The sequence below is a fragment of the Thermobifida alba genome (genome assembly GCF_023208015.1).
Lineage (GTDB): Bacteria > Actinomycetota > Actinomycetes > Streptosporangiales > Streptosporangiaceae > Thermobifida > Thermobifida alba.
The window spans coordinates 1,375,516-1,394,221 of the sequence record NZ_CP051627.1 but is presented as its reverse complement, the minus strand read 5'-3'; the positions used below and the strand labels follow the sequence as shown (position 1 = coordinate 1,394,221).

The 18,706-nt window shown below is 73.1% G+C and carries 15 protein-coding genes and 1 pseudogene; 11 read left to right on the top strand and 5 right to left on the bottom strand.

What is annotated here, in order from left to right; translation table 11 throughout:
- Positions 1 to 7: 7 nt before the first annotated feature.
- The 5 genes from FOF52_RS06320 to FOF52_RS06300 all read left to right on the top strand — a co-directional run bounded on the left by FOF52_RS06320 (position 8) and on the right by FOF52_RS06300 (position 4,434).
- Positions 8 to 1,420 (top strand): FGGY family carbohydrate kinase, encoded by a 1,413-nt coding sequence (locus FOF52_RS06320; RefSeq protein ID WP_248592899.1) that lies wholly within the window; start codon positions 8 to 10, stop codon positions 1,418 to 1,420.
- A gap of 70 nt (positions 1,421 to 1,490) precedes the next feature.
- Positions 1,491 to 2,198, top strand: coding sequence for a helix-turn-helix transcriptional regulator (locus FOF52_RS06315; protein ID WP_248592898.1), 708 nt, complete (start codon positions 1,491 to 1,493; stop codon positions 2,196 to 2,198).
- Positions 2,199 to 2,284: 86 nt separating this feature from the next.
- Positions 2,285 to 2,821, top strand: a complete 537-nt coding sequence (locus tag FOF52_RS06310) for a dihydrofolate reductase family protein (protein WP_248592897.1) — start codon at positions 2,285 to 2,287, stop codon at positions 2,819 to 2,821.
- A gap of 160 nt (positions 2,822 to 2,981) precedes the next feature.
- Positions 2,982 to 3,728: a hypothetical protein gene (locus FOF52_RS06305; RefSeq protein ID WP_248592896.1), complete on the top strand. Its 747-nt coding sequence runs from the start codon at positions 2,982 to 2,984 to the stop codon at positions 3,726 to 3,728.
- A gap of 184 nt (positions 3,729 to 3,912) precedes the next feature.
- Positions 3,913 to 4,434, top strand: coding sequence for a DUF6624 domain-containing protein (locus FOF52_RS06300; protein WP_248592895.1), 522 nt, complete (start codon positions 3,913 to 3,915; stop codon positions 4,432 to 4,434).
- Positions 4,435 to 4,436: 2 nt separating this feature from the next.
- On the opposite strand, the gene FOF52_RS06295 is transcribed toward FOF52_RS06300, so the two are convergent.
- The 3 genes from FOF52_RS06295 to FOF52_RS06285 are packed head-to-tail and all read right to left on the bottom strand — an operon-like array spanning position 4,437 to position 6,759.
- Complete coding sequence (locus FOF52_RS06295) at positions 4,437 to 5,534, bottom strand: methyltransferase domain-containing protein (protein ID WP_248592894.1); 1,098 nt, start codon at positions 5,532 to 5,534, stop codon at positions 4,437 to 4,439.
- On the bottom strand, positions 5,531 to 6,505 hold the full coding sequence (locus FOF52_RS06290) for an MvdC/MvdD family ATP grasp protein (protein ID WP_248592893.1): 975 nt from the start codon (positions 6,503 to 6,505) through the stop codon (positions 5,531 to 5,533). The genes FOF52_RS06295 and FOF52_RS06290 overlap by 4 nt, the downstream gene beginning before the upstream one ends.
- Positions 6,505 to 6,759: a hypothetical protein gene (locus FOF52_RS06285; RefSeq protein ID WP_248592892.1), complete on the bottom strand. Its 255-nt coding sequence runs from the start codon at positions 6,757 to 6,759 to the stop codon at positions 6,505 to 6,507. The genes FOF52_RS06290 and FOF52_RS06285 overlap by 1 nt, the downstream gene beginning before the upstream one ends.
- Before the next feature lie 646 nt (positions 6,760 to 7,405).
- Between FOF52_RS06285 and FOF52_RS06280 the strand changes: the two genes are divergently transcribed.
- The 3 genes from FOF52_RS06280 (at position 7,406) to FOF52_RS06270 (ending at position 12,757) form a co-directional block, all read left to right on the top strand.
- Positions 7,406 to 7,783, top strand: coding sequence for a DUF1330 domain-containing protein (locus FOF52_RS06280; protein WP_248592891.1), 378 nt, complete (start codon positions 7,406 to 7,408; stop codon positions 7,781 to 7,783).
- A 402-nt stretch (positions 7,784 to 8,185) separates the two neighbouring features.
- Entirely contained in the window at positions 8,186 to 9,796 is a 1,611-nt protein-coding gene (gene abc-f, locus FOF52_RS06275; RefSeq protein ID WP_248592890.1) for a ribosomal protection-like ABC-F family protein, read from the top strand.
- 519 nt (positions 9,797 to 10,315) lie between these two features.
- Positions 10,316 to 12,757 (top strand): PEP/pyruvate-binding domain-containing protein, encoded by a 2,442-nt coding sequence (locus tag FOF52_RS06270; RefSeq protein WP_248592889.1) that lies wholly within the window; start codon positions 10,316 to 10,318, stop codon positions 12,755 to 12,757.
- A 346-nt stretch (positions 12,758 to 13,103) separates the two neighbouring features.
- Here the strand turns inward: FOF52_RS06270 and FOF52_RS06265 are convergent, their stop codons facing one another.
- Both FOF52_RS06265 and FOF52_RS06260 read right to left on the bottom strand, forming a co-directional pair.
- Positions 13,104 to 14,339, bottom strand: coding sequence for a serine/threonine-protein kinase (locus FOF52_RS06265; protein WP_248592888.1), 1,236 nt, complete (start codon positions 14,337 to 14,339; stop codon positions 13,104 to 13,106).
- Positions 14,340 to 15,234: 895 nt separating this feature from the next.
- On the bottom strand, positions 15,235 to 16,446 hold the full coding sequence (locus tag FOF52_RS06260) for an amidase family protein (protein ID WP_248592887.1): 1,212 nt from the start codon (positions 16,444 to 16,446) through the stop codon (positions 15,235 to 15,237).
- Positions 16,447 to 16,655: 209 nt separating this feature from the next.
- Between FOF52_RS06260 and FOF52_RS06255 the strand changes: the two genes are divergently transcribed.
- The 3 genes and pseudogenes from FOF52_RS06255 to FOF52_RS22125 form a co-directional block, all read left to right on the top strand.
- A complete protein-coding gene (locus FOF52_RS06255) occupies positions 16,656 to 16,859 on the top strand; it encodes a hypothetical protein (RefSeq protein ID WP_248592886.1) in 204 nt (67 codons plus the stop codon).
- A gap of 105 nt (positions 16,860 to 16,964) precedes the next feature.
- Positions 16,965 to 17,897 carry a quinone oxidoreductase family protein gene (locus FOF52_RS06250; RefSeq protein ID WP_248592885.1) on the top strand — a complete coding sequence of 311 codons (933 nt, stop codon included), beginning with the start codon at positions 16,965 to 16,967 and terminating at the stop codon, positions 17,895 to 17,897.
- Positions 17,898 to 18,285: 388 nt separating this feature from the next.
- A pseudogene (locus FOF52_RS22125) lies at positions 18,286 to 18,666 on the top strand (family 43 glycosylhydrolase); the annotation flags it as partial.
- Between the last annotated feature and the right edge of the window lie 40 nt (positions 18,667 to 18,706).

The following is an 18,706-nucleotide window of genomic DNA, read 5'->3' as shown; positions in this document are numbered from 1 at the left end:
GACCCCCATGGCAGGGGAGGCGCTGCTCGGCGTGGACCTGGGCACCAGCGGCGTCAAAGCCGTCGTGGTCGACCACCGGGCCGGTGTACTGGGGGAGGCCGAGGCCGCCTACCCGGTGCGCGCACCCCGCCCCGGCTGGGCCGAGACCGACCCCGCCGACTGGTGGCGGGCCACCGTCGAGGCGGTGCGCCGCGCCCTGGCCGCCGCCGGGAACCCCCGCGTCACCGCGGTCGGGGTGGACGGGCAGATGCACGGCCTGGTGCTGGCGCGCGCCGATGCCGTCCCGGTGCGTCCGGCGCTGCTGTGGGCCGACCGGCGCGCCACGACCGAACTGCGGGCCTGGCACGCCCTGGCCGAAACGGACCGCCGGGCGCTGGCCAACCCGCTGGTGCCGGGCATGACGGGGCCGCTGCTGGCCTGGGTCGCCCGCCACGAGCCCCACGTGCTGGCCGAGGCGCGCTGGGCGCTGCTGCCCAAGGACTGGCTGCGGCTGCGCCTGACCGGCCGGGCCGCCACCGAACCCTCCGACGCCTCGGCGACCCTGCTGTGGGACGTGCCCGCCGACACCTGGTCCGAGGCCGCCCTGCGCGCCGCCGGCGCGGAAGACCTGCTGGCGCCGCTGGCGGCCTCCGACGAGACCGCCGGGGGCCTGAGTGCGGGGGCCGCCGAGGAGCTGGGCCTGGCCGCGGGGACGGCGGTGGCCGCCGGCGCGGGCGACACCCCGGCGGCGCTGCTGGCCGCCGGACTGGCCGAGGGCGGGGCCCAGCTGAGCATCGGCAGCGGCGCGCAGATCGTCACCGCCTCCCGCGATGCCGGGGCGGTGGCGGGGGTGCACGTCTACCGCACCGCCGAGCGCACCGGCTGGTACCGGATGGCCGCCGTGCAGAACGCCGGGGTGGCACTGGAGTGGGTGCGCGCCCTGCTGGGCGCCACCTGGGAGGAGGTCTACGCCGCTGCGGCGGGGGAGCCCGAGGAGGGGGGAGTGGTGTTCCTGCCGCACCTGACCGGGGAGCGCACGCCCGCCCTGGGCCGGGTGGGGGCGCTGAGCGGGCTGCGGCTGGACACCGGCCGCACCGAGATCCTGCGCGCCGCCGTGGAGGGCGTGGCCTTCACGGTCCGCCACGCCGCCGCCCTGCTGCCCGGCGGTCTGCCGCCGGCGGTACGCCTGGCCGGGGGAGGAGCCCGCGACCCGCGTTTCCGCGCCCTGCTCGCCGACGTGCTGGGCGTGGAGCTGCACCCGGTCCGGCTGCGCAGCGCCTCGGCCCTGGGCGCGGCCCGACTCGCCGCCCGGGCGGTGGGGGAGCCGATGGCCCGGCCCCGCCCGCAGCGGGACCCGGTGGTGCTCCCCACCCACCGAAAGGAAATCTACGATGTAAAGTTCAGGCGTTACCTGACCCGCCTCGACCAGACCGCCGAGTAGACCCCCGTAACCGACCCCTTTCACCGGCAGGACACCCCCCGCTCCCGCCCGGCCACGGCAAGGAGACCAGATGGCACTGCACACCCAGGACCGGCCGTCGGACTCGCCCTACATCGCCCGCGTGTGGCGCGGCCACAGCAGCGGAGTCCACCGCATGACCTCGGTGGCGACCTCGCACTGGGAACTCGTCGTGTGGACCCACCGCGGCCGCACCCACGCCGCGCTGCGCGGCCCGGAGACCGCGGCGAGCACCGCCGCCGTGCCCGACGACTCCGCATCGCTCGGCATCAGCTTCGCCCACGGCGTGTCCCTGCCGCACCTGCCCATGCCGCGCCTGGTCGACAGGCAGCTGGACAGCCCCCACGCGGACGCGTACACCTTCGTCCTCGCGGGAACGCGCCGGCCCCTGCCCACCTTCGACGACGCCGAGGAGTTCGTGGCCCGCCTCGTCCGCGACAACGTGCTCGTCCGCGACCCGCTGGTGGCCGAGGCACTCGGCGGCGAAACCCCGCGGGTCAGCGCACGCACGCTGCAGCGCCGCGTCGCCGCGGCGACCGGCCTCACCCCGAGCGCGATCCGCCAGATCGACCGCGCCCGCCAGGCCGCCGTCCTGCTCGGCGAAGGGGCCGCGCCCCTGGACGTGACCCACCGGCTCGGCTACTACGACCAGCCGCACCTGGCCCGGTCACTCCGACGCTTCATCGGCCGCACCGCCACACAGCTGCGCCGTACCGACCCCGCCCAGCCCCTGTCGCTTCTGTACAAGACCCATACCTGAGCCCGTCCATAACCTGGCGCGCGACGAGGTACGGCCTTCACCAGCCGACCGAAACCCCACCGGAGAACCCCGAGGACGAGGACATCATGGGCAGGATCGTCGCGAACTTCTTCATCGCACTCGACGGAGTGGTCGAGTCGCCCGACCAGTGGCACTTCCCGTACTTCAACGACGAGATGGGCGCGGTGGTCAATGCCGGAACCGAGAAGAACAAGGCGTTCCTCATGGGCCGCAGGCTCTACGACGAGTGGTCCGCCTACTGGCCCGAGAGCACCGACGAGCCGTTCGCGACCTACCTCAACACCGTGCCCAAATACGTGGTCTCCACCACGCTGACCAACCCGACCTGGAACAACACCACGGTGCTGCCCGGCGACACCGACGCGATCCGCCGCCTCAAGGACAGCGTCGACGGCGACATCGCCATGTCGGGCAGCGCCACCACCGTGCGCTGGCTGCTCGCCCACGGCCTCCTCGACGAACTCCACCTCCTCGTCCACCCGATCGCCGTGGGCCACGGGCAGCGCCTGTTCGAGGACACCCCCACGCACCGGTTCAACCTCATCCGCAGCGAAACCCTGACGACCGGCGTGCTCTACCTCGTCTACGCACCGATCCCCTGACCGGCCGGGCGCGGCCCCGCCCACGGCCACCCCGCCACTTCCGCGGGGGAGGAGGGCGGGACCGCGCCCGCCGGACCGTCCCCGCGCCGCGCACACGCCCGGCGGCACGGGAGAAAAAACCGGTCGGACCGCAGGCGCGTCCGGTGGGATCCTGGAGGCTATGAACCTCCCCTCTCCCGAAGAGAAGCGGCGCTTCAGCCGCAGGGCCGTCGTCACCCTGCTGATCGCTGCCGCCGTGGTGGTGATCGTCGTCGTGGCTTTCGTCCGGGCGCTGCCGGACGGTGACCGTGAACTGCGCGCCTACCAGGCGGCGCAGCCCTGCCCCTCCGCCCCGGACGCGCCCGCCGAGTGCCGCTGGACGCAGGAGTTCACCATCTCCGACATCTACCTGACCAAGGCCAGGAACGCCGACAACAGCGCGGTCCTGACGGACGCGGACGGCACCGAGTGGGAGACGACCTACTCGTCCCGGGGCCCCGTCCTCAACCAGCTCGACGAGGGCGACCGGGTCACCGCCACCCTCTGGCGGGGGCGGGTGATCGAGATCGCGGCCCACGGTCGGAGCCAGAACACCAACGACGCCCCCGTCGACCTGCGCGAGAGCCGTTTCGCCCTCGCCCTGGCCGTCGTGCCCCCCGGACTCCTCGTGATGGCCGCGTGCGTGTGGCGGCTGGTCCGCCGCGACCTCCCCGCCCCGACCCGGGGCATGGCCGCCACCCTGGGGCTGGCCGGGGCCCTGTTCCCCGTGGGGATCTTCGCCCGGCTCATGGTCGGCGACAGGTCCGACAGCCCCTGGGCGGTGGTGGCCCTCTGGGCGGTCCTGGCCGCCCTCGCCGCCGTCACCGCCTACATCTGCGCCACCTACACGAAGAAGACCCCCGACGCCGAAGCAGGCCGGACCGACTGACCCGCCGGTCCCCCGCCCACCACCATGCCCCCAGCGCCACGGTCGACCGCGGTTGTGGCACTGGGGGCATGATCGCGGCGGGGGCCGGGCGGAAAACACGACCCGCGGCCGCAACGGCAGGGATGAGATCGGATTCCGTGGCAAGGTGACCACTCCCAGGACCCTTTTCCAGGAAGGACGCACGATGCACGACCACACCCCCACCCCGTCGACACGGTTGCGGGAGGAACTGCTGGAGCGGGCGCGCCGCGACACCCAGGCGCGCAGGGCCGTGCCGGTCGGCCGCGACCCCGAGCAGTGGCAGCGGGTCGTCACCCCCGTCGACGAGGACAACGCCGCGTGGCTGCGCGCCATTGTCGACGAGCACGGCTGGCCGGGACGCGCCCTGGTGGGCCAGGACGGCGCGCACGCCGCGTGGCTGCTGGTCCAGCACGCCCCGCACGACCTGCAGCAGCGCTGCCTGCCGCTGCTGCGCGAGGCGGTCGCCGCGGGCGAGGCCGACGCCGCCGAACTCGCCTACCTGGAGGACCGCGTCCGCTGCCACGAGGGGATGCCGCAGCGCTACGGCACCCAGTACCTGCGCCTGCCCGACGGCGGGGTGCGGATGTACGAGGTGGAGGACCCCGAGAGGCTGGACGAGCGCCGCGCCGCCGTGGGCCTGGAACCGCACGCCGCCTACGACGCGCGCATCCGCGCCACGATCTGACCTCACGCCTCGATGCGCTGCTCGTGCTCGGTCACGGTGATCGTGTGGTCCTCCACGCGGGGGCGGCCCGCCGCCACCCAGGAGGCGTGCACCTCCTCCACCGAACGCCACAGGTCGCACTTCCCGGCGACCTGGACCTCGCCGGGGACCTGCGGGGCGCTCGCCCACGAGCCGTCGGGGGTGAACAGCAGCGTCTGCGTGCCCAACGGGACGAAGCTGATGTCGGGCTCGGCCGCCCACAGCGCGAACGCCAGGTCCGGGTCGGCCAGGACGTCCGCGCCCAGCTCGCTGGGCCGGGTGGCGGCCTCGCGCAGGTCGCGGGCGGGCAGCAGCCGCCGGTCGGGCACGGCGACCTCGCGGCGGGCCGGCATGAACGACCCGCCGAGGAGCGCGCGGAAGTCGCCGGTGGCGGTGCCGTCGTCGTGCACGGTCAACCGGGCGATACGGCCCACGCGGGCGTTGCCGACCGACCGGAGGTCGACGAGGATGACGCCGCCGGGCCGGGTCTGCTCCACCCAGGCGTAGGGGACCCGCTCCACCGAGTGGGTGGCGATCACCCGGTCGTAGGGGGCTCCGGCGCGGTGCCCTCCGGCGCTGTCGGCCACGGCGACGCGCGGGTGCAGGTCGAGCCGCGCCAGGCGGGCCCGGGCCGCCGCCACCAGGGCGGGGTCGATGTCGACGGAGACCACGGCGTCCTCGCCGAGGCGGGCCGCCAGCAGCGCGGCGTTGTAGCCGGTGCCGGTGCCCAGTTCCAGCACCCGCATGCCGTCGGCGACGTCGAGGGCATGCAGCATGGCCAGCATGAGGGAGGGGCGGCTGCTGGAGGAGGTGGGCCACCAGTTGTGCGGGTCGTCGGGATGCCGCCGGATCTGGGTGACCAGGGAGGTGTCGGAGTAGACGCGCGGCAGCCAGGACGGGTCGTCGAGGCTGACCCACCGGGGGCGGGGCCGCTCGTCGGTGTAGAAGCCGGGCACGAAGACGTGCCGGGGGACCGTGAGGAAGGCGCGGCGCCACCCGGGGTCGGCCAGCACCTCCTCGGGAAGCGTGTCGGCCAGGGCGCTCAGCAGGAGTCGCCATTCGGGAACGGGCGGGGCGGTCATGGCAGCTCCTCGAGTAGCGCGTCGGCGACCAGGTCACCCATCACCAGCCCGGCCTCCTCCTCCAGCCACGCCCACTGCGCTCCGGGGCCGCACTCCAGGAAGTGCCACTGCCCGTCGTCGGTGACGCAGAAGTCGAAGACGCCGAGCCGCAGCTCCAGCAGGCGCAGATAGCGGCGGCAGCCCTCGGCGACCTGCGGCGGCACGTCGACGGGACGGTAGGTGAGGGTGTCGTAGCGGCTGCGGAAGTCCTGCCGGGCCCGCGGGTCCGGCGAGGTGATCGCGACGGCGGCGTGCCGGCGGCGGCTGGCGAGGACGCGGACGTCGAAACGCTTGCGGGCGGCCAGGTTGGCCTGGAACTGGTGCATGGTGGAGGCGACCCGCCCGTCGACCGACGCGGGGTCGAGCGGGCTGGTGTAGATGAGGGAGACCCGGCCGTCGTCGGCGACGACCTTGTGCATGAACGCCTTGTACACGGCTCCGCCGTCGTGGCGGGCGGTGAAGGACCGGGCGGCCTCGGGGCTGTTGGTGGCCAGCGTGGGCGGGGGAAGCAGGCCGCAGCGCACGGCCGCGGCCAGTTGCAGCGGCTTGTACTCGGCGTCGGCGACCCGGCCGGGAGTGCCGGGCACCCACCGCGCGGGCAGGGAGGCGAGCAGCCCGCCCAGACCGAAGCGGGCCTCGACTTGGGCGAAGCGGCGTTCTGAGGCGTTCAGTCCGGCGGGCAGGCCGAACGGGCTGGGCTGGCGGTACAGGACCGCGCCGACCTCGGAGAGGTCCAGGGTCCCCTCGGGAGTGGTGATGGTGCCGTGCCACCCGGAGGGGCCCAGTTCGGCGGTGACCGTGCACGCGGTGGGGAAGGCGGCGGTGTCCAGGCGGAAGCAGGCGACGCCGCGTTCGGCGAGCCGTGCACTCACCCGTCCGGCTTCTCCGTCGTCGTCGGGGGCCAGCACCAGCACCGTCGGGCCTTCGCGCATCAGTCGGTCACGGTCTGGGTGTAGTCGTCGGGCCGCACCTCGCTGTCCTCGCTGTACTGGGTGGGCACGGTCTCCTCGCGGGTGGTGGTGGGCTTCTCGTGCCGGCCCGCGCGGGGGACGGCCAGCGGGGGCCGGGCCTGGTCCATGCCCCACGGCCGCTGGGCGCTGGGCTGTTCGACACGGACGGGGACGCGCCGTCCGGGCAGTCCGGTGGGGAAGCGGTCTTCGGTCAGGACAAGGGGAGAGACTTCCATCGCTCGGCTTCCGGAGAAGGATTTTTCTTTTGCTTCCCATCTTGTTCCCGGTGGCGGCGCGAATAAAAGTCTGATGGCTGTGCAGAAGGATACGGCCGCGGTGCCGGCCGGCTGCCGGGAGGGGAGGTCATTCGACCGCGCAGAAAAAAGGGAGGATCGGGCGGGATGGGCTGGTTTGCGGCGGTGTCCGGTCATGGGATGAGGTGCGGGATCGGTTGCGGCCGATCATCGTCCCCGTTCTCCTCGGTGCGGGTATCGTGCCTGGTGAACAGGGGGATGTCCGGTCTGGGAGCGGAGCGGGGTGGGGGAGTGGGGCGGGTGCGTGAGGAGGAGTTCGGGAACTCCCGGGGCGGTGGGGGAAGCCAAAGGAGAATCGTCGGGCCAGGAGATTCACGCCTGCGGTAAGGGGGCGGCGCAACCGCACTCCGCTTCCCGTTCTGCCGGTCGGCTCGTTTCGTGGAGAAAACCCCGGTAAGAGCGATTCGTCTGCCCTTCTTTCGGGAGTATTGCGGCTGACCTGGGCGAACCGCCACCCCTCATGTACCGACCGGACGGTATGCGAAAGTGGGGGAACCCGTCTACACTTCTGCCGCCCCGATACCGCCGACGCCAGCCGCCGAGCCGCTGGCCACGACAAGGAGCCCACATGGCAGTCGACCCCACAGGCGCCGACCTCGCACGTCTGCTGAAGGAGGACCCGGGCGGCCCCGTCGTCATGCTGAACCTGCTGCGCTTCGCCCCCGGCGGCCGCCCCTCCTACGAGGAGTACAGCCGACAGGCGAGCCGCTTCCTGCAACGGTACGGAGCCGAACTGCTCTACGCCGGCGACGGTGACACGCCCCTGGTCGCCGAGGATGGACAGGCCTGGGACGCGGTCCTGGTCGTCCGCTACCCCAGCCGGGAGGCGTTCAGCCGCATGGTCGCCGACCCCGAGTACCAGAAGATCACCGAACTGCGCACCCGAGCCCTGAGCGAGGCCGTCCTCCAGCCCACCACCCCCTGGGCTCCCCGCCGCGACACCTGACGGGCCGGCCCGCACCGGCCGTGGACACCGGGGGCGTTGGGGAGCGGCGCGTGAGCCGGCGCCTGGATGCCCCCGGGGCAGCACACCCCGCGGCCGACGGTGCGACCGGGCGGCCCGCAGGACGGGGGCCCTGCAGGCCGCGAACACCGCCGCGCACCCCACCCGGTCCCGGTGAAGACCCCGCCGGTGCCGGAGGCCGCCGCCCGGCCCGCACCGGTACGGGCCTGCGGAGTGGTGAGCGGCGGCACCCGAAAACCGGTTGCGGTACCGGCGAACGACATGGCAGCCTCATTAATGCAACAGTTGTCGCATTAATGAGGTTGCCGATGTTCCTCCGAAGCACCCCTCCCGCCCCGCCGTCCGTGACGGCCACCCCGTCCCCGCATGCTTCGGAGCGCCTCCATGACCACCCAGATCACCGCACTCGCCGTCAGCAAGTCCTTCGACGGCCGCCCCGTCCTCGACTCGGTGACCTGCTCACTCGCCGCAGGTGAACGCACCGGCATCATCGGCGAGAACGGATCCGGCAAGACCACGCTGCTGCGCCTGCTCGCCGGACACGAACAGCCCGACCAGGGGGAGGTCGTCCTCCACGCCGAAGGCGGCGTCGGCTACCTCCCCCAGGACGGGCAACTGCCTCCCGACGCCACCGTCCAGGAGACCATCGACCACGCACTGGCCGACCTGCGCGCCATCGAGGAGCGCATGCGCCGCCTGGAAGCGGCGATGGCCGCCGGCGACCACTCCGGCATGGCCGAGTACGGCGAGCTGATGACCCTGTTCGAACTACGCGGAGGCTACGAGGCCGACGCCCGGGTCCACCGCGCCCTGCACGGCCTCGGCCTGGGAGGCGTGCCGCGCGACCGCACCGTGGGCAGCCTTTCCGGCGGCCAACAGGCCCGGCTGCGCCTGGCCGCCGTCCTGGCGGCCAACCCCGAAGTCCTGCTGCTGGACGAACCCACCAACCATCTCGACGACAGCGCCCTGAACTGGCTGGAGGAGCACCTGCGCACCCGGCGCGGCACCACGGTGGCCGTCTCCCACGACCGGGTCTTCCTCGAACGCGTCACCACCAGCCTGCTGGAAGTGGACGCGGACCGGCGCACCGTCGCCCGCTACTCGGGCGGCTACTCCGGCTACCTCGCCGAGAAGGCGGCGGCCCGGCAGCGCTGGGCCCAGGCCCACGCCCGCTGGCAGGCCGAGGTCGAGCGGCTGCGCGAGGCCGCCGCGACCACCGCCCGCCGGGTGGCCCCCGGCCGGGCGAGGAAGGACGGCAACAAGATGGCCTACGACCGGGCAGGCGGGCGGGTGCAGCAGTCCCTGGCCAGCCGGGTGCGCGCCGCCGAGGAGCGGCTGCGCCGCCTCCTCGCGGACCCGGTACCGCCCCCGCCGCAACCGCTGCGGTTCACCCCCGCCCTGCGGGCCGACCGCCTGCAGGGCGTCGTCCTCGACGCCGCCGACGTCACCGTCACGGGCCGGCTCGGCCGTACCAGCCTCACCGTCACGGCCGGCGAACGCCTCCTCGTGACCGGGCCCAACGGGGCGGGGAAGAGTACCCTGCTGCGTGTCCTGGCCGGACACCTCGCCCCGGACGGCGGAACCGTCACCCGCCGCGGCAGGATCGGCTACCTGCCGCAGGAGCCACGGCACGACCGGCCGGACGAGACGGTGCTGGCCGCCTTCGCCCGCGGACGGACCGGGGACGCTGCCCGGCACGCCGAGCACCTGCTGTCCCTCGGCCTGTTCGACCGCCACCAGCTCACCGTGCCCGTCGCCCGCCTGTCCACCGGGCAGCGGCAGCGCCTGGCCCTGGCGCGCCTGGTCAGCGAGCCGTCGGACGTCCTGCTGCTCGACGAGCCCACCAACCACCTGTCCCCCGCCCTCGTGGAGGAGCTGGAGGCCGCCCTCGCCGACTACGCGGGCACCCTCGTGGTCGTCAGCCACGACCGCCGGCTGCGCGACCGGTGGCAGGGCACACGACTGGACCTGCAGGCCACCGCTGTCCCCCTGTGACACGCCCGGCCCTGTTGGTGCGGCGTGCCCGCGGTGCGCCGCACCAACAGGGGAACCGGGCCGGGGCCGCGGCACACTCCGGTCCTGGCAACGGGCGGCGGACGGTTGCGGCGCAGGGGGCGGGGCGGCGACCGCATCCACCGGAGCACCGCACCCCCGTCCCACGCCCCGGGCGGGCCCGGACTGCTCCCACGACCCCCCGGACACCGATGAAGCCGATGAACAGGAACCCCTTGGGCAGAGAAAAGGGGAGTTCTCCCTCCCCGGGGGAAGGAGACAAAGAGAGACCCAGCAGGGGCCCGGCAGCACGGCGGGGGAGAGGCCCCGACAGGAGGGAGCGCCTCTGCCCCTGGTGGCCGCACCCGCACCACCGGGACCGCAGACAACCAGCGGCAGGCCCGCCCCTCTGCCGGGCACGGCCACCGGGCGGGCACGGGACCGCGCCGCAACACCGCCTGCGACCAGGCGAGCGGCCAGCCGCCCCCCGGGATCCGGCCGGGGCCGCGGAGAGGACACCGGATGAGAATCGTCGACCTCGCCCGGGTGGACGCCCGCATGGCCCACCTGGTGGGCGGCAAGGCCGCCGGGCTCGGGGAACTCCTCAGCGCAGGCGAGACGGTCCCCGCCGGATTCTGCCTGACCACCCGGGCCCACCGGGAGGGAGCCGTCCCCACCGGCGAACTGCTCGCCGCCTACCGGGACCTGGGCGGCGGACCGGTCGCGGTACGCTCCAGCGCCACCACCGAGGACCTGCCCGACGCCAGCTTCGCCGGACAACAGGACACCTTCCTCGACGTGACCGGCCCCGACGCGCTCGTCGACGCCGTCACCGCCTGCTGGGCGTCCCTGCACACCCCGCGAGCCGTCGCCTACCGCCGGGCCAACGGAATCGACGAGGACTCCGCCGCCATGGCCGTCATCGTCCAACGCATGGTGGACGCCCGGACCGCCGGAGTGCTGTTCACCGCCAACCCGGTCACCGGATGCCGCACCGAAACGGTCATCGACGCAGCCCCCGGCCCGGGCACCACCGTGGTCGACGGCTCAGCCGACGTCGACCACCACGTCCTGGGCCCCGACCCGCCCCGAACGGCCGCCGGCTGCCTGGACACCGCCCAACTGGCCCGGCTCCACGCCACGGGCCGCCGCGTCCAACAGCACTTCGGCGCACCGCAGGACATCGAATGGGTCTTCGACCACGACGGCCGCCTCTGGCTGCTGCAGTCCCGCCCCATCACCACCCTGTTCCCCCCGCCGCCGCCCACCGACCTGCCCCAGCCGCGCGTCTACCTCGAATTCGGCCACCTGGAAGGCATGCTCCGCCCCTTCACCCCGATGGGCATGTCACTGTTCCGCGCCGCCGCGGCAGCCGTGGCCGACCTCGGCGGAATCCGCACCGACCCCGTCGACGGCCCGCCGCAGATCGTGGACACAGCAGGCCGGCCCTACCTGGACCTGACCGACTTCGTCCGCCACCGCACTGGCCGCGCCCTGCTGCCCGAAACCCTGCGCCTGTACGGACCGCGAGCGGCCACGGCACTGACACGCCTGATGGACGACCCGCGCTTCGCCCCGCAGCGGGGCAGGCCCTACCGCCTGGGCACACTGCTGAGGATCGCGCTGTCCTTCGCCCCCGCCCTGACCGTCGGCGCGGTCCGCGCCCTGGCCCGCCCCACCCAGGCCCGCCGGCGCGCCCTGCGCCTGCCCGAAGAAGCCAGGGAGCACGTGATCCCGCCCGCGGCCCTGGACAGCGCCGCAGCGACCCAACGGCTGCGCTTCGCCCAGCGGCTGCAGAGCTCCTTCTTCCACAGCCGGGGCCTGCGGCGGGCCGTGGCGCCGCTGGCCACCGGCATGCTGGCCAGCCGGATCGCGGCCCTGCTGCTCTCCGGCGCCGCCGACAGCGGCGAGGTCGACGCCGTGCTGCGCGGCATGCCGCACAACGTCACCACCGAGATGGACCTGCGCCTGTGGCAGCTGGCGGCCCACGCGCACGAGCACCGCGGCCTGCTGCTGCACACCCCGCCCGCCCAGCTGGCCGAACGCCACCGCAACGGCACCCTGCCCGACATCGGCCTGACCGCCTTCCTCGACGCCTACGGCCACCGCGGCGCCGCCGAGGTCGACGTGGGCGTGCCCCGCTGGGCCGAGGACCCGGCCCCGCTGTTCGCCGCCCTGGCCAACTACCTGCGGCTGACCGACCCCGAACAGGCCCCCGACCGGCGCTTCGCCGAAGCCGCCCGCCAGGCCGAGGCCGCACTGACACGGCTGACCCGCCGCGCCCGCACCACCCGTCCCGTCCGCGCCCGCCTGGCGCACTTCCTCCTCCGCCGGGCCCGCGCCCTGGCCGGACTGCGGGAACTGGCCAAGTTCTCCTGGCTGCACCCCCTGGCGGAGAGCCGCAGGCAGCTTCTGGCCGCCGGGCAGGAACTGGCCGCGCGCGGACTGCTGGACCGCGCCGACGACATCATGTTCCTCCACCTGCGCGAAGCGTACGCCGCCGCGGCGGGCGAGGACCTGCGGGACCTGGTCGCCCGACGCCGCGCCACCCACGAGCGGGAGGCCCGGCGCCGCCGCGTGCCCGGCCTGCTGCTGTCCGACGGCACCGACCTGGAGGCGCTCGCGCCGAGCGGCCCCGCCCCCGACGGAGCGCTGGTCGGGACCGCCGCCGCCCCCGGCGTGGCGAGCGGACCGGCGCGCGTGGTCCTCGACCCGGCCGGGGCGCGCATCGAACCGGGCGAGATCCTCGTGGCTCCCACCACCGACCCCGGATGGACGCCGCTGTTCCTGACGGCCGCCGCGCTGGTGACCGAGACCGGCTCGCCCATAGCGCACGGCCCCACCGTGGCCCGCGAGTACGGCATCCCCGCCGTCATCTGCGTCCCCGACGCCACCCGGACCGTGGCCACCGGCCAGCGCATCACCGTCGACGGCGCCGCGGGCACCGTACGGATCGACGACTAGGCGTCCTCGGGGAAGGGGAGCCCTGAGCGGTCCGGCGGGGCCTTTCCCGCGGTTGCTCGGGGCGGGGGCGAAGGTGCAGGTCCGTCGGCCGGCTGGAGGAGACAGCGGGCCGCGGTTCGAGGAGCGACGCTCCGGGGTGGACCGTCCGTTCTCCCCGGTCCGACTGTTTGAATCTACAGCGTAAAGGCGATGGTCTTGTAACAACCTTGGCCACACCTCGGTGGAACGCCGTGCACCCTCCGTCCTTCAGGCGAACCGTCCTCCAGGACACTCGAGCAGCTTGTGGTCGAAGTGCAGGAGGGTGGAGAGAGGAGGACGATCCCGACCACCGGAGTCCTCCACCGTTTCACTGCTGACGGGGGTCCGCCCAAGGGGTGCGCGGTGGCGCGTCCCGGGGCAGGACACGTGTCCTGTACAGGGCGATGACCTCGGTGAGAGCCTCCGGCCACGCCCCCTCCGGACGGTCCGGAACGGACCACCTGTCCGTCCTCTCCGCAGGCATCCCCACAGGACCGCTGTCGGCAGGGGACACCGGGGGAGCGGGCGGCGGCACGTCCTGAGGCAGGACACGCGTCGAGGGGACGAGGCCGGTGGACGCCTCAGACGCCTCGGACGCCTCCTCCGAACGGCTTTGGGCGGTGGGAGGCAGTGGGCGGCACACGGCCAGGATGTGCTCGGGAGCGGGACGGTCGGCAGGATCCTTGGCCAGGCAGGCGGCGACCAGGTCCTTGAGGGGATCGGCCAGTCCGCTCAGGTCCGGTTCGTCATGGACGATGCGGTGGGTGATCGCATGGGCCGGGCCCTCACCGAACGGGCCGCGGCCGGTCGCGGCGAAGGCCAGCACGCACCCGAGCGAGAACACGTCAGAAGCGGGCCCGACCTCGGCCCCGGTGATCTGCTCGGGCGACATGAACGCGGCCGTGCCCAGCAGGGTGGAGGTCCGGGTGTGGGAGGTGGCGTCCAGAGCGCGGGCGATGCCGAAGTCGATGAGCCGGGGCCCGCCGACGGCCAGCAGGACGTTGCCCGGTTTGAGGTCGCGGTGCACGATCCGGCACGCGTGCACCGCAGCCAGCCCCTCGGCCAGCCCCGCACCCAGGACGGCGACTGCGTCCGCCGGGAGCGGGCCGTGCTCGTGCACCAGGGCGTGCAGAGAGGGGCCGGGAACGTAGGCGGTGGCCAGCCACGGCGGATCGGCGTCCACATCGGCGTCGACCACCTGGGCGGTGTAGAACCCGCCCACCCTGCGCGCGGTGGCGACCTCGGTGGCGAAACGGCGGCGAAAAGGGGGGTCCTGGGCGAGTTCAGGGTGGACGACCTTGACCGCCACGTCACGTCCGCCGGGGGAGCGCCCCAGGTACACCCGTCCCATCCCGCCGGCCCCCAGACGGCCCAGGATCCGGTAGGGGCCGACCTGGTCGGGATCTGCGGGAGCGAGCCCTGCGTGAAGGGCCTTTGCCTCGGCAGCCCCGGGAAGCGGGGGAGGGGCCGTGGGCCGGGACCGCCGCACGATCACCACGAGGATCACCGCTCCGACGACGACGAGGAGGGGGAAGAGGGTGATGATCATCGTGAGAAGTTCCATGCGGCGAAGACAATCGAGGTAGAGGGTCCGCGCCAGGCTGCTCGCGAAACCGGCGGATGAGACTCATGGGAGCCGCTGACCGAGTGATCTGCCATGAATGTGCTGTGGAGCAGGGACACTTTCGTCGTCCGAGGTAGGCGGCACTGGTGAAACCAGTGCGGCGTGGTCGTTTTCCGGCTCCAGTCTTCGAAAAGGATCGCTCCGGGATCCGATGAGCCTATTCCCCGTGGCGAACACGGTCAATGCACCTCGTGGTGATGGGTGGACTGCGGGACCGGACGGCTTTCGGAGGAGGGGAATGGGTTTCCGGCCGTCCTCTGGTGTGGCCTCGAGCATGCGGTCGGGCCAGAACGCTGCTCATTGGCGGCGACCGTACCTGCTTTGCCGCGCTTCTGAGAGTCGGTGCCGGAGTCCGAGTACACGGCCTCGACTCCGGAACCGCGATCTGGTGGTCGAACACGGACCCGTAGACCACATAGATCTACGACATAAAGGAGCAGTTTTCGATACTCTCCAGTTGAGAAGAACAAGAACACCACTCACCGCACAGAACCTCGAGACGGAATGATCGGGTGAGGATCTTCTGCGACCTCCGCTTCCTGGAGCGGGGCCCGGACCATCCGATCGGCGGGGCGCCGAGAGACCCACGAGAAGATTTGTCACCGAGAGTAGTTGCAGCCCCCGGGATTTTCGGTCACTCGCCCCAATGTAGACACTGAGAGTAATCATCGGTTGGGGGCTGGTTCCGCCGTCCCCGCTGGTCGAGCCCGTGCCGCCATCCCACGTCCACGGCCGGGCCGTCCCCGCACCGGAGCGGTCGGCGTCGCCACGTCCGGAACCAGCCGTGCGCGCCGACCGGTCCGCGAGCAGGTGTGGGGGAGCCGTGGGCCGGGCGTCACCAGGTGCCGCTGGCCTCCTCCGGCCCGACAGCGGGGTGATCGATGACTTCGGCGACCGCAGCACTCAGGGCGCGATCGCTTCCGGCGCTTCCGAGGAGACTGAGCCCGACGGGACCGGCCGGACCCCGCACCCCCGGCAGGGTCAGCACCGGCAGGCCCGCCATGCTCGCCGCGCAGACCAGCAGTACCGTCGTGGTGAGCAGTTCCAGGTCGCTGACGGCCCGCTCGGGCGTGGGAGGCGCGGTCGGGGCCGCCGGCTGCACGAGCGCGGTTCCCGGCGGGATCAGTTCGGCGAGCACGGCCCGCGCCCGACGCACGGTGTCCCGGGCCCACTCCAGGTAGTCGGCCGGCATGTGCTCGCCCGCGGCGATGGCGTTGGCGACCTGGGGGGAGACGGCCTCGCGGTGTTCGCGCAGCCAGCGGCCGTGCGTCTGCCACATCTCCACGGCCTGGACGATGCCCAGCGCCTCCGCCCACTCCTCCAGCTGTGCGGCACAGGCGCTCTCCATCGGGTGCAGCGGCAGGTCCAGCCGCTTCGCCCACGCCCGTGCCTCCTCCAGCAGCGGCAGCCGCACCGAGGACTCCACCAGCTCGAACAGGTCGGAGGCCAGGAGCAGCCGGTGGATCGGCTGCGCGGGACGCTGCGGAAGGAGCACGTCGGACACCCGGCCGAGCAGCTGCGGTGTCCGGGTGACCCACCCCACGGTGTCGAGGGAGGGGGCCAGACCGACAGTGCCGGCGGTGGAGACCAGGCCGTGGGTGGGACGCAGGCTGTACACCCCGCAGTAGGAGGCGGGGATCCGGATCGAGCCCGCCGTGTCGGTGCCCAGTCCGATGTCGGCCAGCCCCAGGGCGACGGCACTCGCCGAACCGCTCGACGAGCCTCCCGGGACCCGCCCGGGAACAGCGGGATTCGGCGGTGTCCCGTAGTGCGTGTTGATCCCGGTCAGGCCGTAGGCCAGCTCGTCGGTCCGCACGATTCCGGCGATGTCGGCCCCCACCCGCAGCAGGGCCTGGACGGCCGGGGCGTGGGCGGACTCGACCGGCGCCTCACGCAGCCACGCCGGGTTCCCCGCCCCGATCGCGTATCCGGCCACAGCGAAGAGGTCCTTCACCGCGACCCGGCAACCGGACAGCACGCCTTGTCCGGAGGCTGCGATCAGCGGATCGCCGACCGCCCGCCAGAGCGACGGATCGCGACCGTCCAAAGCCGGTACGTCACCGACGGGGCTCGGGGGCTGGGCGGATGGGGAAGAGCTCGACATGGTGGGCAGTCAACCACGGACCACCGCCGGGGCGGTGACCGGCCCCGGGCTGCCCGGCACCGGCGGGTGGGGTCAGCGTCCCGCACGGCACGGCTGTCCCCGCTGCTCCCGGTGGCGACCGTGGCGAGGGTGAGGACCGGACGTCCGAGGAGTTGGGGATCGTGGAGGGGGCCGCGCTGTGCGTGGTCACCGACCACAACAGGGTGGTCTACGCCCGGATCGACGAGGTGATCACCGGAGTCGTCGAGGGCGGTGCGACACCGCCGATCAGGGGGAGCGCACTGCTGTGGGTTCCCCCTGATCGGCAGGGCTGCTGCGGGGACCAGACCACGGCCGTGTCCCGAGCGTCAGGATGACCTCGAGGAAAGGACGCCTCCACGGCTGATCCGTCACTGTCTTCTCCTGGTACTGGCTTTCAGGGGCTTCCCGGTCTGCTCTGATGAGGCGGTTAGCCTGGCGGCATGAGAGCGATCGGAGTCATGGAGTTCGGCGGCCCGGAGAAGCTTCAGGTCGTGGACATCCCCGAGCCCCATCCCGGACCGGGGGAGGTGCGGATCCGGGTGCACGCCGCGGCGGTGAACCCCACTGACACCGCGCTGCGGGCCGGACTGCGGCGGTTGGAGTGGCCGCCGCCCCACATTCCCGGCATGGACGCGGCCGGGGTCGTCAGCGAGGTCGGGGAGGGCGTGTCCTGGCAGGTCGGGGACCGGGTGATGGCCGTGGTGACGCCGGTGCGGCCGGGTGGGGGAGCCTACGCCGACCACATCGTCGTGCCCGCCGAGTCGGTGGTGCGCATGCCTGAGGGAGCCGATTTCTTCGCCGCCTCCACCCTGCTGATGAACGCGCTCACCGCACGGCTCGCACTGGACCGGCTCGCTTTGGAACCGGGTCAGACGGTCGCGGTGACCGGGGCGGCCGGCGCCTTCGGCGGCTATGCCGTCCAGCTCGCCAAGGCCGACGGGCTGCGGGTCGTCGCTGACGCCTCCGAGGCCGACGAGGATCTGGTGCGTGGTCTGGGGGCGGACGTGGTGGTGCGCCGTGGTGACGACGTCGCCGACCGTATCCGCGCCGCCTGCCCGCAGGGGGTGGACGGGCTCGCCGACGGGGCGCTGCTGCACGATCTGGTGGTTCCGGCCGTCCGCGACAACGGGAGGATGGCGGTGGTGCGGGCCTGGGACGGCAGGCCCGGGCGCGGTATCGAGGTGCACCGGATCCTGGTGACCGAGGCGCTCAAGGACACCGCTGCCCTGGACCGGCTGCGCAGGCAGGCCGAGGAGGGGGTGCTCACCCTGCGGGTGGCGCGGGTGCTTCCGGCCGAGCAGGCCGCCGAGGCGCACCGGTTGCTGGAGGCGGGCGGCGTGCGCGGCCGTCTGGTCCTCGACTTCAGTTCCTGACACACCGCGGCGCCCCAAGCGCGCTTGTACGGGCTGCTGCGTGGTTCCGCCCGGAAGCTGTGGGAGCGCCCGACACGGCATCACCGGGGGTGTGGACAACGAGCCTTGTCCACACCCCCGGTGTTTTCTGTGTGCTCCTGGTCGGCGTCCGTCGGTCGAGTGCGGTCAAGTGGGGAGCGGCTGCGCTCGCCGCAACCGGCAGGCCGACGCCCCAGGGGCTTGCCATCCGACCCCTGGGCAGGCAGGGGAGAGGGGTGCTCGACCCCCAGCGTTCTGCCGGGGGAGCGGCAGGGAGCCGAGGTGTGTCCAGTGGGAGCAGAGGAGGCAGGAGAGGGCGGGACTCCACACCCGTCCACGCTTATAAATCTACGTCGTAAAGGCGAGGTTTTTGTTCACAATCAAGAAAGACAACCCGAATTCAGAAAACACCCCAGTAGAGCACATCGACTCGCAACAAGAATCGCTCGCGTACGCAATCCCACTCTCTGAATTCAACCCCGACTCCTTGATCACCGTCGCCGACGGCGTCCACTGCCTGGCGACGTCGAGCTTCGGATACGTTCCCGGCGTCCCCGTCTACCGGTCGACGGACCTGAGCCAGTGGGAACTCGTCGGCCATGTCGCCATCCGCGCCGAACAGCTCGGCGTCCAAGAGGCCGAAACCGGCGGCGGGGCCTGGGCCCCACGCTCCGCTTCCGTGAACGGACCTTTCACCGTGATGGGCGGACGGGGCATGCTCCACTTCACCACGACCGACCCTGCGGGGCCGTGGAGTGAGGCGAGGTGTTCACCGACGAGAGGGGAAACGA